Here is a 15,749-nt window from a genome sequence, read left to right as displayed (position 1 = left end):
GCGGGCATGACGAACTGGCAATTGGTGGTGCACGGCGGGTGCGGGGAATTGCGTCTCTCGGAAAAGGAGGAAGCGGCGGGGCGTGCCGGGCTCGCCGCCGCGCTCGACGCGGGCGCGGCGATCCTCGCAGCGGGGGGCTCTTCGCTCGACGCGGTCGAGGCGGCGGCGCGGGTGCTCGAGGATGATCCCGCCTTCAACGCCGGGCGCGGCAGCGTGCTCGCCCATGACGGGCATATCGAGCTCGACGCCGCGATCATGGACGGGCGCACTCGAGCGGCGGGCGCGGTCGCCGGGCTGACCACGATCCGCGCTCCCATCAGCGCGGCGCGGGCGGTGATGGAGCATAGCCCGCACGTCCTGCTGAGCTTCGACGGCGCCGAGGAATTCGCCCGCGACCACGGCCTCGAGACCGTCGACCCGAAGTGGTTCGAAATTCCCGAGCGCCGAGCCCAGCTCGAGCGCGTGCTGGCCAGCGGCGGCGGGTTCGACGCCGACGTCAAATATGGAACGATCGGGGCAGTCGCGGTCGATGCCGCCGGCCATGTCGCCGCCGCCACTTCGACCGGCGGGCTGACCGCCAAGCGCTACGGCCGGATCGGCGATTCGCCGCTGATCGGGGCGGGCACCTATGCTGACGATCGTTCGGCGGCGATCAGCGCGACGGGCTCGGGCGAGTTCTTCATTCGCGCCGCCGCCGCGCACGAGGTCGGCGCGCGGATGCGGATGCTCGGCGAGAGCCTTCAGCAGGCCTTGGACGCGGTGCTTGCCGACATTCGCGCGCTCGGCGGGACCGGCGGTCTGATCGGCGTCGCACCCGACGGAACGGCCGCGTGGGGCTTCACCACCCGCGGGATGTTCCGCGGGCAGGCCAATGCCGCGGGCCGGACGGTGGCGGTGCATGAGGCTTGAGCCGGCGACCGCGGCCGACCTCCCAGCGCTCGAACGGCTGGTCGAAAGCGCTTACCGCGGCGACAGCGCGCGCGCTGGCTGGAGTCATGAGGCGGACCTCGTCGGCGGGCGCCGCACCGATGCCGCCGAGCTCGCCGCCATGCTCGCTAACCCCGCCCAGCACATCCTATTGCGGCGCGAGGGTGATGCGCTCGGGGCCTGCGTGGCGGTGACCGACAAGGGCGAGGGGCTCGCCTATCTCGGTATGCTGACGGTCGACCCGACGGCGCAGGCGAGCGGGACCGGCCGCGACGTGCTGGCGGGGGCCGAGGCCTTCGCCCGCGATACGCTTGGCGCAACGCGGATGGAGATGCAGGTCATCGCCCAGCGGCCCGAGCTGATCGCCTGGTATGAGCGGCGCGGCTATCGGCCGACGGGAGAGACCCGCCCCTTCCCCTATGATGAGCAGCGCTACACGCCCAAGCGTGCCGACCTCGCCTTCGTGGTGCTGGAGAAGACGCTCTAGTTCATCGGGATCGGCCGGCCCTCGACCATCACGTAGCCGATGTGCTGGACCGCCCTGGGGTCGGTCAGCGGATCGCCGTCGACCGCGATCAGGTCGGCCGACTTGCCCGCATCGAGCGTCCCGGTCTCGCCGGCGATTCCGAGCAGGTCGGGCCCGCCCTTGGTCGCCGCGATCAGCGCGTCGCGCGGGGTCATCCCGCTCTTGGTCACCATCAGCTCGACTTCCTTGCCCGCGTCCTTGTGCGGGGCGACCGCCGAATCGGTCCCGAGCGCGATCTTGACCCCGCTCCGATAGGCGAGCGCGAGGCCCTTGCCCCACGCGGTCAGCGCTTGCCGCGCCTTGGCCTGCGAGCTTGGCGGGATCTTATTGCCTTCGATCAGTCCCGGAAGGGCACTCAGCGCGATCAGGGTCGCCGAATAATAGGTGCCGTGCGCCTTCATCGCCTGCGCCCCGGCGGAGTCGAGGAAGGTGCCATGCTCGATCGAATCGACCCCGGCGTTGGTCGCGGCGAGGATCCCGCGCGCTCCGTGGGCATGGGCGGCGACCTTGAGGCCCGACGAATGCGCCATCTGGACGATCGCGCGCATCTCCTCGTCGGTGAAATGCTGATCAAGGCCGCGCGCGCCAGGGTCGAGCACACCGCCGGTGGCCATGATCTTGATCACGTCGACACCCGCGGCGGCAAGGTGGCGGACCGCTTCCTGGCATTGCTGCGGCCCGGTGCAGACTGCGCTGCTGAGGTGCGCGGCGTCGAAGGCGGCGGCCATCTCGGGCGGCAATCCGGTGGCTGGGTCGGCATGGCCGCCGACGATCGACAGCGGGTCGCCCGACACCTTGACCCGCGGGCCCGGGAAGCGGCCCTCGCCGATCGCATCACGCACCGCGGTCACCGCCGCGGTCGCGCCGCCGAGGTCGCGTACGGTGGTGAAGCCTGCGCGCGCCATCTCGAGGGCATGGGTCAGGCCGACGGTCGCCGAATAAGGCACCGAATATTTCTGGGTATAGCCGTTGTACCAGGGCTCGCCCGAATTGCTTGTCAGGTGGACGTGAACGTCGGTCATCCCCGGCAACACCGTGCGGGCGCGCTGGTCGACCACCGTCGCCCCCGCCGGGGTAGTGAAGCCAGACTCGATCCGCACGATCCGACCATTGTCGACGATCACCGTCGAGGGGCCGCGCGCGGGCTGCGCCGCGTCGACGATCAGCCGTCCGGCCTGAATCGCGTAGGTCTCGGCGCTCGCCGCGCCCGACAGCATCAGCGCGCCCGCGGCGAGCAGCATCTTCCCGATCATGGTCGTCCCCTCATCCCTGTTGGAACGCAGCCTAGCGCGGGCCAGTCACGCTTCAAGTGACCATGTTGAGCAGGGTGTCGAGCCGGTCGGCTTCGTGCGCCGGCTTGTCGGTGCGGATGCGGCTGATCCGGGGAAAGCGCATCGCCAGGCCGGAGCGATGACGCTTGCTCAGGTGGACGCTGTCAAACGCGACTTCCAGTACCAGCGTCTTCTCGACCTCGCGGACCGGGCCGAAGCGCTGGACCGTGTTCTGGCGGACGAAGCGGTCGAGCCAGCGCAGCTCCTCGTCGGTAATCCCCATATAGGCCTTGCCGACCGGCAGCAGCTCACCCGCCTCGTTCCACGCCCCGAAGGTATAGTCGCTGTAATAGCTCGACCGTTTGCCCGACCCGCGCTGGGCGTACATCATCACGCAATCGGCGGTCAGCGGATCGCGCTTCCACTTGTACCACAGCCCGGTGCGGCGACCGGCGACGTAGGGCGAATCGCGCCGCTTGAGCATCATCCCCTCGATCGCCGCGTCGCGCGCGCCGGCGCGGATTTCGCCAAGCTCGGTGAAGTCCTTCGCTTCGATCAGTTGCGAGAGGTCGAAGCGGTCGGCGGGAAGCCGGGGCACGAACGCCTCGAGCCGCGCCCGGCGGTCGGCCCAGCCAAGTTCACGCAGGTCTTCTGAGCCGTCGTAAAGGATATCGTAGAGCCGGACGAAAGCGGGATAGTCGTCCTGCATCTTGCCGCTGACGACCTTTCGGCCGAGCCGCTGCTGGAGCGCGTTGAAGCTGGCCGCCGCGCCGCCATGCTCGTCCGCGCCCTGTCCCGCGCCGCGCACCAGCAATTCACCGTCGAGCACGCCGGGCACGACGAAGGCGGCGGCGACGTCGGGAAAGCTGCGGGTGATGTCGTCGCCGGTGCGGCTGTAGAGCCTCGTCTGTCCGCCGGCGCGGACCAGCTGGACGCGGATGCCGTCCCATTTCCACTCGGCCGCGTAAGCGTCGAGGTCGAGCTCCTCGCTCTCAAGAGGGTGGGCGAGCATGAACGGGCGGAACACCGGAATGTCGACCACGCGCGGCTGCTCGGCGTGGCCTTCGCCCCAGGCGAACAGTTCGAGGAACGGCTGGTCGAGCCCGTGCCAGACCTCCTCGACCCCCTCGACATCGACCCCGAAGGCGTCGGCGAACGCCTGCTTGGCGAGCCGGGCGCTGACCCCGACCCGCAACTCGCCCGTCGCCAGCTTGAGCAAAGCATAGCGGCCCGAGGCGTCGAGGTGGTCGAGCATTCGCGCCAGTTCGGCCGGCGCGTCCGAGCGGCTGATCGCCTGGAGGCGCGTCACCGCATCGGCGAGGCCGATGGTGCCGTCGTCAATCTCGGGATGTTCGGCATCGGGGGTCGGCCAGAGCAGCGACACGGTCTCGGCGGTGTCGCCAACGTAATTGCGGCTGAGGCTGAGCAGGAAGGGGTCGACGCGGGTCTCGGCGAGGTTGCGGATCACCGAGGATTTGACCGCGGGGATGTCGAGCGACCCGGTCAGCGCCGCCAGCGCATAGCCGCGATCAGGGTCGGGGGTGCGGCGGAGATAGTCGCCGATCAGCTTCAGCTTGGCGTTGCGGCTGCGGGTATAGACGAGCGCGTCGAGCAGCTGGGAGAAGGCGCGCATCGCCCCTTAATGCACGGGCCCGCCGATTCGTTTCGGGTCGGTGCGGGCGCTCCCGTCAGTGCAGTCTGGCGGCGAGCGCGGCGAGAATCGTCTGGCAGTCGGTCGCCTCCGGCGCACCGAGCGCGTCGTCGAAATGGCTGAGCGCCTGCGGCACCGACACCCGGCAGCCGGGCAGCAGTGCCAGTTGCGCCGAGCGCTTGGCGAGGCTTTCGGCGGCGCCGAGGCCGGCGCGGGCGGCGACATCGCGCACCGCGTCGAGCCGCGCATGGATGTCGAGCGGGCTCAACCGCTCGGCGCGGCCGTTAATATCGGCGATTCGCAACCGCAGGTCGCGGCGGATGTCATCAAGGGCGTCGCGCATGGCTTCACTCCGCTTTAAGTAAAGCGACGGTCGCCCAAAGCGGTTAAACAAGCATGAAAGCACCGTGACGGACCGGCGAAACGGATGCGAATTCCTTGACATGGGCGTGGCGGCGCGGCATGGGCGCGGCGAATGCGGGCGGCGTGCGAGCGCCGCTCTTTGTTTTTCCAGCTTTCAGGACTCGAACGATGGCCAAGCCGGCAACCGTCAAGATCAAGCTCGTCAGCACGGCCGACACCGGCTTCTTCTACGTGACCAAGAAGAATCCGCGCAACCAGACCGAGAAGATGAGCTTCCGCAAGTACGACCCCGTCGCGCGCAAGCACGTCGACTTCAAGGAGGCCAAGATCAAGTAAGGCGCTTGGCGCCTCTTGCTGGCTGACGAGGGGCGCTGCGGCGCCCCTTTTCACGTCAGTGTACCGCCGCGCCATTCTCCGCGAGCAGGGCGCTGACCTCTTCGATGAACCGCGCGACCGAGATCGGCTTCGAGACATAGGCCTGGACGCCGGCCGCGCGGACGCGGTCCTCGTCGCCGGCGCCGGCATAAGCGGTTACCGCCATGATCGGCACATCGCGCAAGCCGGGATCGTCGCGGAACCAGCGAATGAGCTCCATCCCGCTGACGTGGGGCAGCTGGATATCGGTGATGATCAGCTGCGGCGCGAAGCTCTGCGCCCGCTCAAGCGCCTCACGGCTGTCGGTCACCGCACACGGCTCGTGCCCGTGCGCCGCGAGCAGGTCGCAGAACAGCTTGATGTTGAGGGCGTTGTCCTCGACAACCAGGATCCTGGCCACGGCCTTACAAGCTCCCTCAACCCTTCACCTCCCATCATAGGCGATGATCAGGCCCGCTCCAAACACCCCGGACCCGATGATTGTTGCGCTGCAGGCGCTGGCTGTCACCTTGCGGGACGAAGCGCGCGCCCAGCGGCTGCTGACGCTGACCGGTCTGACCGCCGACGAACTGCGCGCCCGCGCCACCGAGCCGGCGATGCTGGCGGCGGTGCTGAGCTTCCTCGAAGCGCATGAGCCGGACCTTGTCGCGGTCGCCGAGGCTCTTCAGATGCCGCCGCAGGAACTGGTCGCCGCCCGGAGCGCTCTCGACGCATGAATCGCCCTCTCCTCGTCACCGACTGTGACGAAGTCCTGCTGCACATGGTGTCCCACTTCGCCGACTGGCTCGACGAAGCGCATGGCGTGCGCTTCGACCTCGACAATCTCGACTGGGGAAAAGCGTTGAGCCGCGGCGGCGAGCCGGTCCCGCCCGACGAGGTGTGGCCGCTGCTCAACGAATTCTTCCAGAAAGAAATGCACCGCCAGACACTGGTCCCCGGCGCGGTCGAGGCGCTCGGGCGGATCGGTGAGAGTGCCGACATCGTCATCCTCACCAACCTTGGCGACCATGCCCATAGCTGGCGGGTCGAGCAGCTTGCCGCCCACGGAATCCGCCATGAAGTGGTCTGCAATCAGGGCGGCAAGGGCGAGCCGTTGAAGCGGCTGGTCGAGCGACACGGCAATCCGCCCAGCGTATTCGTCGACGACCTCGCGGTGCACCATGCCAGCGTCGCCAAATATTCGCCGGCGACCGCGCGGCTGCACATGATTGCCGAGCCGCGCATCGCCGCAATCGTCCCGCCAGCGCCCGACGCCGACGCGCGGATCGACGACTGGCCGACCGCGACCGCCTGGATCCTCGACCGTTTGAAGGATGCTTAGATGACCAAGACCGCTCTTATCACCGGCGCCACCTCGGGCATCGGCGCGGCTGCTGCGAAACTGTTCGTCGGACACGGCTGGAAGGTGATCGGCACCGGCCGCCGCGGCGACCGCTTGAAGGCGCTGCAGGAGGAACTGGGCGACGCCTTCCTCCCGCTCGAACTCGACATGCGCGACCTCGACGCGCTGCGCTCGCTGCCGCAATTGGCGGGGGAATGGGGCGGCCTCGAACTGCTGGTCAACAATGCCGGGTTGGCACCGCCGGCCGACCCGCTGCACGAGCAGGAATGGGAGCGGCTCGACCAGGTCATCGCGACCAACATCACCGGGCTCGTCGCGCTGACCCAGGCGCTGCTGCCCAAGCTGATCGAGGCCAAGGGCGCGATCGTGAACCTGTCGTCGGTCGCCGCCACCTACCCCTATCGCGGTGGAGCGGTGTATGGGGGGACCAAGGCGTTCGTCCGCCAGTTCAGCCTCGACCTGCGCTGCGACCTGGCCGGAACCGGGGTGCGGGTCAGCTCGATCGAACCGGGAATGGCCGAGACCGAATTCACCGTCGTCCGCAATGGCGGCGATCAGGCGGCGAGCGACGCGCTCTACGCCGGGCTCGAGCCGATGACCCCCGAGGATTTGGCGGACACCATCTGGTGGATCGCCAACCAGCCGCCGCACCTCAACATCAATACGGTCGAGCTGATGCCGACCCGGCAAAGCTTCGCCGGTTTTGCGATGAGCAAGCAGGGCTGACAGGCCGCTCGCTCGTCCTGAGCGGAGCGCAGCGCAGTCGAAGGGCGTCTCGTCATACGCCCTTCGACTTCAGACCTTCGGTCTTCCGCCCAGGACGAGCGAAGGTTGACCGCCAGGAAGGGGCCTGCTTGAGCGCCCTCATGTCCATCGACTCACGCCTCGCCGAACTCGGCATCATCCTTCCGCAGCCGGCCGCGCCGGTCGCTTCCTATGTTCCGGCGGTGGAGGCCAACGGCCTTCTCCACATCTCGGGCCAGATCAGCTTCGCCGAGGACGGCAGCCTGATCACCGGGCGGCTGGGCGAGAATGTCGATCTGGAGGCGGGCCAGGCCGCCGCGCGCCGGTGCGGGCTGATGCTGCTGGCGCAGATCAAGGCGGCGCTCGGCTCGCTCGACCGGGTCGAGCGGATCGTGAAGCTCGGCGTATTCGTCAATTCGGCGGCCAGCTTCACCGACCAGCCCAAGGTCGCCAACGGCGCCTCGGATCTGATGCAGCAGGTGTTCGGCGAGGCCGGGCGCCATGCCCGCTCGGCGGTCGGTGTGCCGGTGCTCCCGCTCGGCGTCGCGGTCGAGGTGGATGCGGTCGTCCAGGTCCGCGCCTGACCCGCTGAAGCCCGGGCCGCTCGGCTTCGCGCATCGCGGGCTGCACGGACCGGGCGTCCCCGAGAACAGTCTGGCCGCCGCGCGCGGCGCGCTGGCGCTCGGCGCGGGAATCGAATGCGACGTCCGGGCGACCGCCGACGGCATTGCGCACGTCTTCCACGACGAGGGCCTCGAGCGACTGACCGGCGCCGACGGCTGCCTTCGGCATCGCTCGTCGGCGCACGCGGCCGAACTGCGGCTGCTCGGCACCGGCGAACCCATTCCGACCCTTGTCGACCTGCTCACGCTGATCGACGGCCAGGTCCCGCTGCTGATCGAAGTGAAGCGCGAGATCGGGCTTGAGCGGCTGTGCCAAGCGGTGGCCGCGGCGCTGGCTGGCTATCGCGGCCCGGTGGCGGTGATGAGCTTCGATCCGCGGGTCCCGCGGTGGTTTGCGACGAACGCCCCGGCGGTCCTGCGCGGACTGGTGATCGACGTCGGCCTCAAGCCGTGGTGGCGGGCGCTGTTCCTACTCACGGGCAGGCCGCAATTCCTCGCGGTCGACTGCCGCGCGCTCGACCAGCGGTGGGTGGCGAAGCAGCGCGGGCGGATGCCGGTCTATAGCTGGACCGTTCGCTCTCCCGCCGACCGCGCCAAGGTGGCGAAGTTCGCCGACGCTCCTATCTGGGAGGGCGATGGCCGACCTTGATCGCGTAACTGCCCGCATCGCCGATACGATCGCGGGGATCGAGCCCGCCTTGTGGGACTCGTTGGCGGCCAGCGGCAATCCGTTCGTTGCCCACGCCTTTTTCGCTGCGCTGGAGGATTCCGGGAGCGTCGGCGAGGCGAGCGGGTGGAGCCCGCTGCCGATCCTGGTCGAGGAAGCCGGCGAGATCGTCGCCGCCGCGCCCGCCTTCCTCAAGAGCCACAGCCAGGGCGAATATGTGTTCGATCACGGCTGGGCCGATGCCTGGCAGCGCGCCGGGGGCGATTATTATCCCAAGCTGCAGGTGGCGGTGCCGTTCACGCCGGTGCCCGGCCCGCGGCTGCTCGGCACCCGGCCACAGGCGCTGCTCGCCGCGCTCGAGGCGGTGACGAGCCAGAACGGGCTGTCGTCCGCGCACGCCACCTTCCTCGAGGAGGACGAGGCAGCCGACTTCGCCGCGCGCGGTTGGCTGATCCGCCACGGCATCCAATATCACTGGTTCAACCGCGGCTTCGCTAGCTTCGACGACTACCTCGCCACTTTGGCCAGCCGCAAGCGCAAGGCGCTGCGCAAGGAGCGGGAAGCGGCGCGGGCCGGGCTGGAAATCGTCGCCCTGCGCGGCGCAGAGATCGGGCCCGCGGAATGGGATGCGATGTGGGCATTTTACCGCGACACCGGCAGCCGCAAGTGGGGCCGGCCCTATCTGACCCGCGAATTCTTCGACCAAATTGCGATCAGCCAGCGCGACCGGCTGCTGCTGTTTCTTGCGCTGCGCGACGGGCGGCCGATCGCCGGCGCGCTCAACTGGATCGGGGCGGACACGCTCTACGGCCGTTACTGGGGCTGCACCGAGGAAGTGCCCTTCCTCCATTTCGAGCTCTGCTATTACCAAGCGATCGAGTGGGCCTGCCGCCATGGACTCGCGCGGGTCGAGGCGGGCGCGCAGGGCGAGCACAAGTTGGCGCGCGGCTATGAGCCGGTGATCACCCGCTCGGCGCACTTCATCCCGAATCCGGGTTTCCGCGATGCGGTCGTGCGCTTCGTCGATGCCGAGCGCGAGGGCGTGGGCCAAGAGATCGAGGCGCTGCGCGCCGAACTCCCCTTCCGTCAGGCGTGAACGAAAAAGGCCCGCCCGGATCATGTCCGGGCGGGCCCTGCCCCGCGTGACACGCGAGTTTTCGCTGGGAGCTTACGCTTCCTGGATCGGCTGCAGGTTCACCGCCGCGGTCTTGCCGCGCCGGTCGACCTCGAGCTCGAACTCGAGCCGGTCGCCTTCGTTGAGCGACGGCATGCCCGCGCGCTCGACCGCCGAAATGTGGACGAACGCGTCCGGCTGGCCGTCATCGCGCTGGATGAAGCCGAAGCCCTTCATCGAATTGAAGAACTTCACCGTGCCGCTGGTCCGCTCACCGGTCAGCTGACGCTGCGGCGCGCGCTCTTCGCGGACCACCGCGACCGGCTCACCGTCGATGCGCAGGTTGGTGGCCGAGATACGGCCCCCGCGGTCGACCAGCGTGAACTCGAGCGGCTGACCGTCGGCGAGGTCGGTGAGACCCGCCTGCTCGACCGCCGAGATGTGCACGAACACGTCCTCGCCGCCATCGTCACGGACGATGAAGCCGAAGCCCTTTTGCGGATTGAAGAATTTAACGGTGCCCTTGCCTTCGCCGACGACCTGGGGAGGCATGCCGCCACCACCACCACCGCCGCCGCCGCCACGGAAGCCGCCACCGCCGCCACCACCGCGGTAGCCACCGCCGCCGCCGCCACCGCCGAAGCGATCGCCGCCGCCGAAGCCGCCACCACCGCCGCCGCCGCGGTAACCACCGCCGCCGCCGCCGCCGTAGCCGCCACCGCCGCCGCCACCGAACCGGTCGCCGCCGCCGCCGAAGCCGCCGCGGTCACCGAAACCGCCGCCGCCACCGTAGAAATCACCACCGCCGCCGCCGCCGAAATCACCCTTGCTGTCGCGACCGCGTCCACCGCGATCACCCTTGCGCCCTCGATCGTAACCCATGCCCTTCACACTTCTCCAGCCCGAATAATCAATCAAACCAACGCGCTGGGCCTCAGGGCGCAACCGGTCACGACACGCCGAAACAGGCGCGCAGATGATTCACGTTACCCGAAAAGGTTCGTTCGCTCCAGCCGATTCGAAGGAGCGCGGCCAGCGAAGGTTCAGTGAGGCCTTGCCAAGCGCCGCCCGAAAGAGAAACAGCACTTTCATGGCCATTCATTTCCACGAAGAAGACCTGCCCTCCACCGACCTGTTCGCCGCCGGGCCGATCGCGATCGACACCGAGGCGATGGGGCTCCACCCGGGCCGCGACCGGCTGTGCCTGGTGCAATTGTCCGACGGCAGCGGGGACGAGCATCTGGTGCGCTTCTCGCCGGGAAGCGACTATGCGGCGCCCAATCTGAAGGCGCTGCTGGCCGACCCCAACCGGCTCAAGCTTTATCATTTCGCCCGATTCGATATCGCGATTATGCAGCACTATCTCGGCGTCATGGCCGCTCCGCTCTACTGCACCCGCACCGCCAGCCGGCTGATCCGCACCTACACCGACCGCCATGGCCTAAAAGAACTGGTCCGCGAGCTGCTCGGTCAGGATCTGAACAAGCAACAGCAGACCAGCGACTGGGGCGCGCCCGAGATCAGCGACGCCCAGCGCGACTATGCGGCGAGCGACGTGCGCTATCTCCACGCGCTCAAGGAAAAGCTTGACGTCCGCCTCGCCCGCGAAGGCCGGACCGAGCTGGCGCAGGCCTGCTTCGACTTCCTCCCCACCCGCGCTCGGCTCGACCTCGCCGGCTGGCCCGAGGAGGACATTTTCGCTCATGCCTGAGACGGCGGCAGAGCAGCGCGAGACGCAGGCGAAATGGGCGCAGCCGGGCAGCCGGCACGACGGCCTCGTGCGCCTGCTCAAGATCGCGCTGCCGAGCCTGGTCGGCGTGCTGGTCGCCTTTCTCCTGCTCGCTCCATTGAGCAAGCGGCAGGAGGTCAGCTTCATCCTCGACAAGAAAAAGGTCGAATCGTCGCCCGAGCGAATGCGGATCGAAGCGGCTAGCTACACCGGCCAGGACGACAAGGGGCAGCCGTTCACCGTCCAGGCCAAGCGCGCGATCCAGCCAACCTCCGAGCAGCCGATCGTCGATATCAACGGGATGTTCGCCAAGCTCGGCATGGTCGAGGGGCCGGCGACGATCGAGGCCGACCGCGGCCGCTACAATCTCGACCTCCAGCAGGTCAGCGTGCTCGGCCCGGTGCGGGTCAACGGGCCCAAGGGCGAGCAACTGTTCACGCATGACGTGCTGGTCGACTTGAAGACCCGCACGGTGACCGGCGGTAACGGCACCGGCACCGGTCGCGAGGGCGATGTGGCGGCGGGGAGCATCAACGGCGACTTGCGGAGCAAGCAGCTGGGGCTGAACGGCGGGGTCAGCGGCCGGCTTCCGCTCGGTACCTTTACCGCCGGGCGGGTCCACGCCGATCTCGGCACTCGGACCGTCGTGCTCGATGGCGGTGCGCGGTTGAAAATTAAGCAAGGGGCGGTCAGATGAGGACCATGGGGCGTTTCATCACTCTCGGGCTCTTGCTGGCGACCGGCACCGCGCTGGCGACGGTCGCCGCCGCGCAGGCGCAGCAGCCGGCGGGGACGCAGCCGATCCAGCGGGCCCAGCCGACCTCGGCGCTCAAGGGCCATAACGGCAATGCGCCGGTCGATGTCAGCAGCGAGCGGATCGAGGTTCAGGATCGTGCCGACCGCGCGGTCTTCTCGGGCAGTGTCGTCGCCAAGCAGGACGATCTCACCCTCACCACCGACCGGCTGACGATCGCCTATACCAACAACGGCGGGTCGACCAATGGCAGCGGAATCCAGATCGACCGCCTAGATGCGGCTGGCGGAGTCACGGTGCGCTCCCCGTCCGAAACCGGGCGCGGCGACTTCGGAGTCTACGACCTCAACCGCAAGATCATCACGTTGATCGGCAACGTCCAGCTCGACCGTGACGGCAGCCAGGTGAAAGGCAATCGCCTCACCATCGACCTCGACAGCGGCCGCGCGGTGATCGACGGCGGCCCGCCGGGCGTCGGCCAGAACGGCGGCCGGGTGCAGGGCCACTTCACCGTCCCCCAGCGCCAGACGCAGAAAAGCGGCTGAGCCGATGCTCGATACCCGTACGGCCCCCGGGACCGGACTCGACGCCGCCGGCACGGTGCGCGGGCTCGAGGTCCGCTCGATCGCCAAGGCTTATGACAAGCGCGCGGTCCTTCACGACGTCTCGCTGAGCGTCAGCCGCGGCGAAGTGGTCGGGCTGCTCGGTCCCAACGGCGCCGGCAAGACGACCTGCTTCTATTCGGTGATGGGCCTGGTGAAGCCCGATGCCGGCCGCATCCTGCTCGACGGCAACGACATCACCCCGCTGCCGATGTACCGCCGCGCGATCCTCGGTCTTGGCTACCTGCCCCAAGAAACGAGCATCTTTCGCGGGATGACGGTCGAACAGAATATCCAAGCCGTGCTCGAAGTGGCCGAGCCCGATCGCGGCGAGCGCCAGGCGCGGCTCGAGCGTCTGCTCGACGAATTCGGCCTGACCAATTTGCGCGCGGCGCCCGCGATGGCGCTGTCGGGGGGTGAACGGCGGCGCTGCGAGATCGCCCGCGCGCTGGCGGCCGAGCCCAAGATCATGCTCCTCGACGAACCGTTCGCGGGTATCGATCCCATCTCGATCGCCGACATCCGCGACCTGGTGAAGGAATTGAAGGGCCGCGACATCGGCGTGCTCATCACTGACCACAACGTGCGCGAGACGCTCGATATCGTCGACCGGGCCTGCATCATCTACGACGGCCAGGTCCTGTTCCAGGGTACTCCTGAGGCGTTGGTGGCCGATCGCGACGTGCGCCGGCTCTACCTCGGCGAGAGCTTCGAACTCTAAGGCCAGCGTGGCGCAATGAGCCTGGCACCGGGCCTCCAGCTCCGCACGTCCCAGTCGCTGGTGCTGACGCCCCAGCTGGCGCAGGCGATCAAGCTCCTCCAGCTCAGCAACATCGAACTGGAAGCGGTGCTGGCCGAGGAATTGGCCAAGAACCCGCTGCTCGAGGCCGGCGCGCCCGACCGCGACGTCGTGGTCCGCGAGGATCGCGAATTTGGCGACGACGCACCCGAGCCGAGTGGCGCCGACCAGCTTGCCGGCGCGGGCGACGAGGCGCTCGACCGCGACTGGCGCGAGGCCGCGCTCGAATATGACAGCGCGGCGGAAGTCGGTGCGGCGCCCGACGACGGGTTCGATTTCGACCGCCTCGAGGCCGGGGCTTCGGGCCTCAGCGAACATCTGCTGTCCCAATTGCACGGGCATGGCGGCGCTGCCGCCCGCGCCGCCGAGGCGATCGTCCACGAACTCGAGGAAACCGGCTATCTGGCAGTCCCGCTCGGCGACCTCGCCACCGCGCTCGAGTTGCCGCTGAGCGATGTCCAGGCCGGGCTCGCGCTCGTCCAGGGGCTCGAACCCGCGGGAATCGGCGCGCGGACGCTGGCCGAGTGCCTTGCGCTGCAGGCCAGGGCCGCCGACCGATACGACCCCGCGATGCGCCGGCTGATCGACAATCTCGACCTGCTCGCCAAGGGCCAGCTCGCCGCCCTGAAACGCATCTGCGCGGTCGACGACGAAGATCTGGCGGACATGATCCGCGAATTGCGCGCCTACGACCCCAAGCCCGGCTGCCAGTTCGCCGCCGAGCCCGAGACCGCGCCCGAACCCGACGTGCTGGTGCGGCGCGCAGGGAAAGGATGGGCGGTCGAGCTCAACCCCGCCAACCTGCCGCGGGTGCTCGTCAACCGCCGTTATTATGCCGAGCTCAAGACCGGCCCGCAGAGCAAGGAAAGCCGCGCCTGGCTGTCCGACTGTCTCGGCCAGGCCAACTGGCTGGTCCGCGCGCTCGACCAGCGCGCGCGTACCATCGTCAAGGTCGCGAGCGAAATCGTCACCCGCCAGGAAGGCTTTTTCCGCGGCGGTGTGGCGCATCTCAAGCCATTGACCATGGGCGCGGTCGCCGAGGCGGTGGGCATGCACGAATCGACCGTCAGCCGGGTCGCCGCCAACAAATATCTTTCGTGCGAACTGGGCCTGTTCGAACTCAAGTGGTTCTTTCGCTCGGGTGTCGCGGCGGACAGCGGCGAGGGCGCCTCGGCCGAGGCGGTCAAAGCAGCGATCGCGCGGCTGATCGGGCACGAAACCGAGATCCTGTCGGATGATACGTTGGTCGACCTGCTTAAAGAGCAGGGCTTCGACCTCGCCCGCCGCACGGTCGCCAAATATCGCGAAGCGCTCGGGATCGGCTCGAGCATTCAGCGGCGGCGGCAGCGCGCCATCTCGGGCAAGGCCGCCTAGAGCGCGATCCGCGCCCAGACGGGAAGGTGATCGCTCGCCACCCGCGCGGATTCGCTGTGGTGGACCCCCGCGGCTTCGATCCGGAGGGCCTTGTCGACGATGATCCGGTCGAGCGTCGCAACCGGGCGGCGGGCATGGAAGCTCGGCCCGATCGGCGCGATCCGGTAGTCGTCCGCTAAGTCCTTGAGGCAGCCCGCCTCACGCCGCCATTCATTGGTGTCGCCCATCAGCACGCTCGGCATCTTGTTCGGACGGCGCGCGATGGCGGCGACGATCGCCCGCATTTGCCGCCGCCGCCACAGTCCCGACAGGTCGAGGTGGAGCCCGATCACGCGCAGCGGCTGGTCGCCGATCAGCAATTCGGCAAGGACCGCACCGCGCGGCTCGAGTGTCGGCAGCTCGAGCGCGGCGACGTCCATGACCGCGATATGCGGCTTCACCAGCAGCGCGTTGCCGTGCCAGCCGATGTTGCGCGTATCGACCTTGAGCAATTCGTCGACCCGCGCACCCATCTTGGGCAGCGCATCGAACATCCGCCGGTTCTTCACCCCCAAGGGCACCGGCTTGTAGCGGCCGTGGCTGTCGATCAGCTCGTGCGGCACCGCCGAAGCGCGGCCGCCGGTGCGCCGATCCGCCTCCTGCAACGCGACGATGTCGGCATCGACCTCGTTCAGCACCTCGAGCACCCGATGCGGGTCGCGCCGCCGGTCGGTGCCGACCGCCTTGCGCATGTTGTAGCTGGCGAGGGTCACGACGGCGCTGGTCACAGATAGGCAACCCGAGCCAGCGGGCGGAGTTCCGGACGGTGGGACGATGGAAGGGTCACGCGCGCTCTGTGGGCATCGCTTTAGCGAGACGCAAGCGATTGCCCGCATCACCGTTAAGTTA

20 protein-coding genes are annotated in these 15,749 nt (G+C 68.6%); 14 read left to right on the top strand and 6 right to left on the bottom strand.

Translation table 11 applies throughout. The features are described 5' to 3' along the window. Positions 1–6 precede the first annotated feature (6 nt). Together GCU42_RS11130 and GCU42_RS11125 are read left to right on the top strand one after the other, a co-directional pair. Positions 7–909: an isoaspartyl peptidase/L-asparaginase family protein gene (locus tag GCU42_RS11130; protein WP_114227574.1), complete on the top strand. Its 903-nt coding sequence runs from the start codon at positions 7–9 to the stop codon at positions 907–909. Then, positions 899–1,414 (top strand): GNAT family N-acetyltransferase, encoded by a 516-nt coding sequence (locus tag GCU42_RS11125; RefSeq protein WP_114227573.1) that lies wholly within the window; start codon positions 899–901, stop codon positions 1,412–1,414. The genes GCU42_RS11130 and GCU42_RS11125 overlap by 11 nt, the downstream gene beginning before the upstream one ends. Here the strand turns inward: GCU42_RS11125 and GCU42_RS11120 are convergent. From GCU42_RS11120 to GCU42_RS11110, 3 genes are read right to left on the bottom strand one after another with little or no spacing between them, the layout of a single operon-like run. Next, positions 1,411–2,706 carry a metal-dependent hydrolase family protein gene (locus GCU42_RS11120; RefSeq protein WP_114227572.1) on the bottom strand — a complete coding sequence of 432 codons (1,296 nt, stop codon included), beginning with the start codon at positions 2,704–2,706 and terminating at the stop codon, positions 1,411–1,413. The two genes, GCU42_RS11125 and GCU42_RS11120, sit on opposite strands and share 4 nt — an antisense overlap. Before the next feature lie 52 nt (positions 2,707–2,758). Then, positions 2,759–4,357, bottom strand: a complete 1,599-nt coding sequence (locus GCU42_RS11115; RefSeq protein ID WP_114227571.1) for a cisplatin damage response ATP-dependent DNA ligase — start codon at positions 4,355–4,357, stop codon at positions 2,759–2,761. A 55-nt stretch (positions 4,358–4,412) separates the two neighbouring features. After that, entirely contained in the window at positions 4,413–4,718 is a 306-nt protein-coding gene (locus GCU42_RS11110) for a hypothetical protein (protein ID WP_114227570.1), read from the bottom strand. A gap of 188 nt (positions 4,719–4,906) precedes the next feature. On the opposite strand from GCU42_RS11110, the gene rpmG reads away from it, so the two are divergent. Continuing rightward, the gene (gene rpmG, locus GCU42_RS11105; RefSeq protein ID WP_114227569.1) at positions 4,907–5,074 is read left to right on the top strand and encodes a 50S ribosomal protein L33; all 168 of its coding nucleotides are present in this window, start codon (positions 4,907–4,909) and stop codon (positions 5,072–5,074) included. Positions 5,075–5,129: 55 nt separating this feature from the next. Here rpmG and GCU42_RS11100 read toward each other — a convergent pair whose 3' ends face one another. Continuing rightward, positions 5,130–5,504, bottom strand: coding sequence for a response regulator (locus GCU42_RS11100; protein ID WP_114227837.1), 375 nt, complete (start codon positions 5,502–5,504; stop codon positions 5,130–5,132). A gap of 85 nt (positions 5,505–5,589) precedes the next feature. On the opposite strand from GCU42_RS11100, the gene GCU42_RS11095 reads away from it, so the two are divergent. The 6 genes from GCU42_RS11095 to GCU42_RS11070 all read left to right on the top strand — a co-directional run bounded on the left by GCU42_RS11095 (position 5,590) and on the right by GCU42_RS11070 (position 9,585). Further along, positions 5,590–5,829: a DUF3572 family protein gene (locus GCU42_RS11095; protein WP_114227568.1), complete on the top strand. Its 240-nt coding sequence runs from the start codon at positions 5,590–5,592 to the stop codon at positions 5,827–5,829. After that, positions 5,826–6,434 (top strand): HAD family hydrolase, encoded by a 609-nt coding sequence (locus GCU42_RS11090; protein WP_114227567.1) that lies wholly within the window; start codon positions 5,826–5,828, stop codon positions 6,432–6,434. Before GCU42_RS11095 ends, GCU42_RS11090 begins: the two co-directional genes overlap by 4 nt. Further along, a complete protein-coding gene (locus GCU42_RS11085; protein WP_114227566.1) occupies positions 6,435–7,181 on the top strand; it encodes an SDR family NAD(P)-dependent oxidoreductase in 747 nt (248 codons plus the stop codon). Between the two features lie 140 nt (positions 7,182–7,321). Next, on the top strand, positions 7,322–7,783 hold the full coding sequence (locus GCU42_RS11080) for a RidA family protein (protein WP_114227565.1): 462 nt from the start codon (positions 7,322–7,324) through the stop codon (positions 7,781–7,783). After that, on the top strand, positions 7,758–8,471 hold the full coding sequence (locus tag GCU42_RS11075; protein ID WP_114227564.1) for a glycerophosphodiester phosphodiesterase family protein: 714 nt from the start codon (positions 7,758–7,760) through the stop codon (positions 8,469–8,471). The genes GCU42_RS11080 and GCU42_RS11075 overlap by 26 nt, the downstream gene beginning before the upstream one ends. Then, positions 8,458–9,585 (top strand): GNAT family N-acetyltransferase, encoded by a 1,128-nt coding sequence (locus GCU42_RS11070; protein WP_114227563.1) that lies wholly within the window; start codon positions 8,458–8,460, stop codon positions 9,583–9,585. Before GCU42_RS11075 ends, GCU42_RS11070 begins: the two co-directional genes overlap by 14 nt. Before the next feature lie 72 nt (positions 9,586–9,657). Here the strand turns inward: GCU42_RS11070 and GCU42_RS15555 are convergent, their stop codons facing one another. Next, on the bottom strand, positions 9,658–10,485 hold the full coding sequence (locus GCU42_RS15555) for a cold-shock protein (RefSeq protein WP_114227562.1): 828 nt from the start codon (positions 10,483–10,485) through the stop codon (positions 9,658–9,660). A 208-nt stretch (positions 10,486–10,693) separates the two neighbouring features. Here GCU42_RS15555 and GCU42_RS11060 point away from each other — a divergent pair, with 208 nt between their 5' ends. Genes GCU42_RS11060 through rpoN form a run of 5 tightly spaced genes read left to right on the top strand, consistent with a single transcriptional unit; the run spans position 10,694 to position 14,861 of the window. Next, positions 10,694–11,314 (top strand): ribonuclease D, encoded by a 621-nt coding sequence (locus GCU42_RS11060; RefSeq protein WP_114227561.1) that lies wholly within the window; start codon positions 10,694–10,696, stop codon positions 11,312–11,314. Next, positions 11,307–12,029 (top strand): LPS export ABC transporter periplasmic protein LptC, encoded by a 723-nt coding sequence (locus tag GCU42_RS11055; protein WP_114227560.1) that lies wholly within the window; start codon positions 11,307–11,309, stop codon positions 12,027–12,029. Before GCU42_RS11060 ends, GCU42_RS11055 begins: the two co-directional genes overlap by 8 nt. 5 nt (positions 12,030–12,034) lie before the next feature. Next, a complete protein-coding gene (locus GCU42_RS11050) occupies positions 12,035–12,631 on the top strand; it encodes an LptA/OstA family protein (protein WP_114227559.1) in 597 nt (198 codons plus the stop codon). 4 nt (positions 12,632–12,635) lie between these two features. Then, on the top strand, positions 12,636–13,409 hold the full coding sequence (gene lptB, locus GCU42_RS11045; protein ID WP_114227558.1) for an LPS export ABC transporter ATP-binding protein: 774 nt from the start codon (positions 12,636–12,638) through the stop codon (positions 13,407–13,409). A 15-nt stretch (positions 13,410–13,424) separates the two neighbouring features. Next, positions 13,425–14,861 carry an RNA polymerase factor sigma-54 gene (gene rpoN / locus GCU42_RS11040; RefSeq protein ID WP_114227557.1) on the top strand — a complete coding sequence of 479 codons (1,437 nt, stop codon included), beginning with the start codon at positions 13,425–13,427 and terminating at the stop codon, positions 14,859–14,861. Here the strand turns inward: rpoN and GCU42_RS11035 are convergent. Further along, on the bottom strand, positions 14,858–15,592 hold the full coding sequence (locus GCU42_RS11035; RefSeq protein WP_240309465.1) for an endonuclease/exonuclease/phosphatase family protein: 735 nt from the start codon (positions 15,590–15,592) through the stop codon (positions 14,858–14,860). The two genes, rpoN and GCU42_RS11035, sit on opposite strands and share 4 nt — an antisense overlap. Positions 15,593–15,749 lie beyond the last annotated feature (157 nt).

The organism is Sphingomonas ginsengisoli An et al. 2013 (assembly GCF_009363895.1).
GTDB lineage: Bacteria > Pseudomonadota > Alphaproteobacteria > Sphingomonadales > Sphingomonadaceae > Sphingomicrobium > Sphingomicrobium ginsengisoli.
Note: the sequence above shows the minus strand (reverse complement) of the source record. Positions and strands in the feature narration are given on the sequence as shown.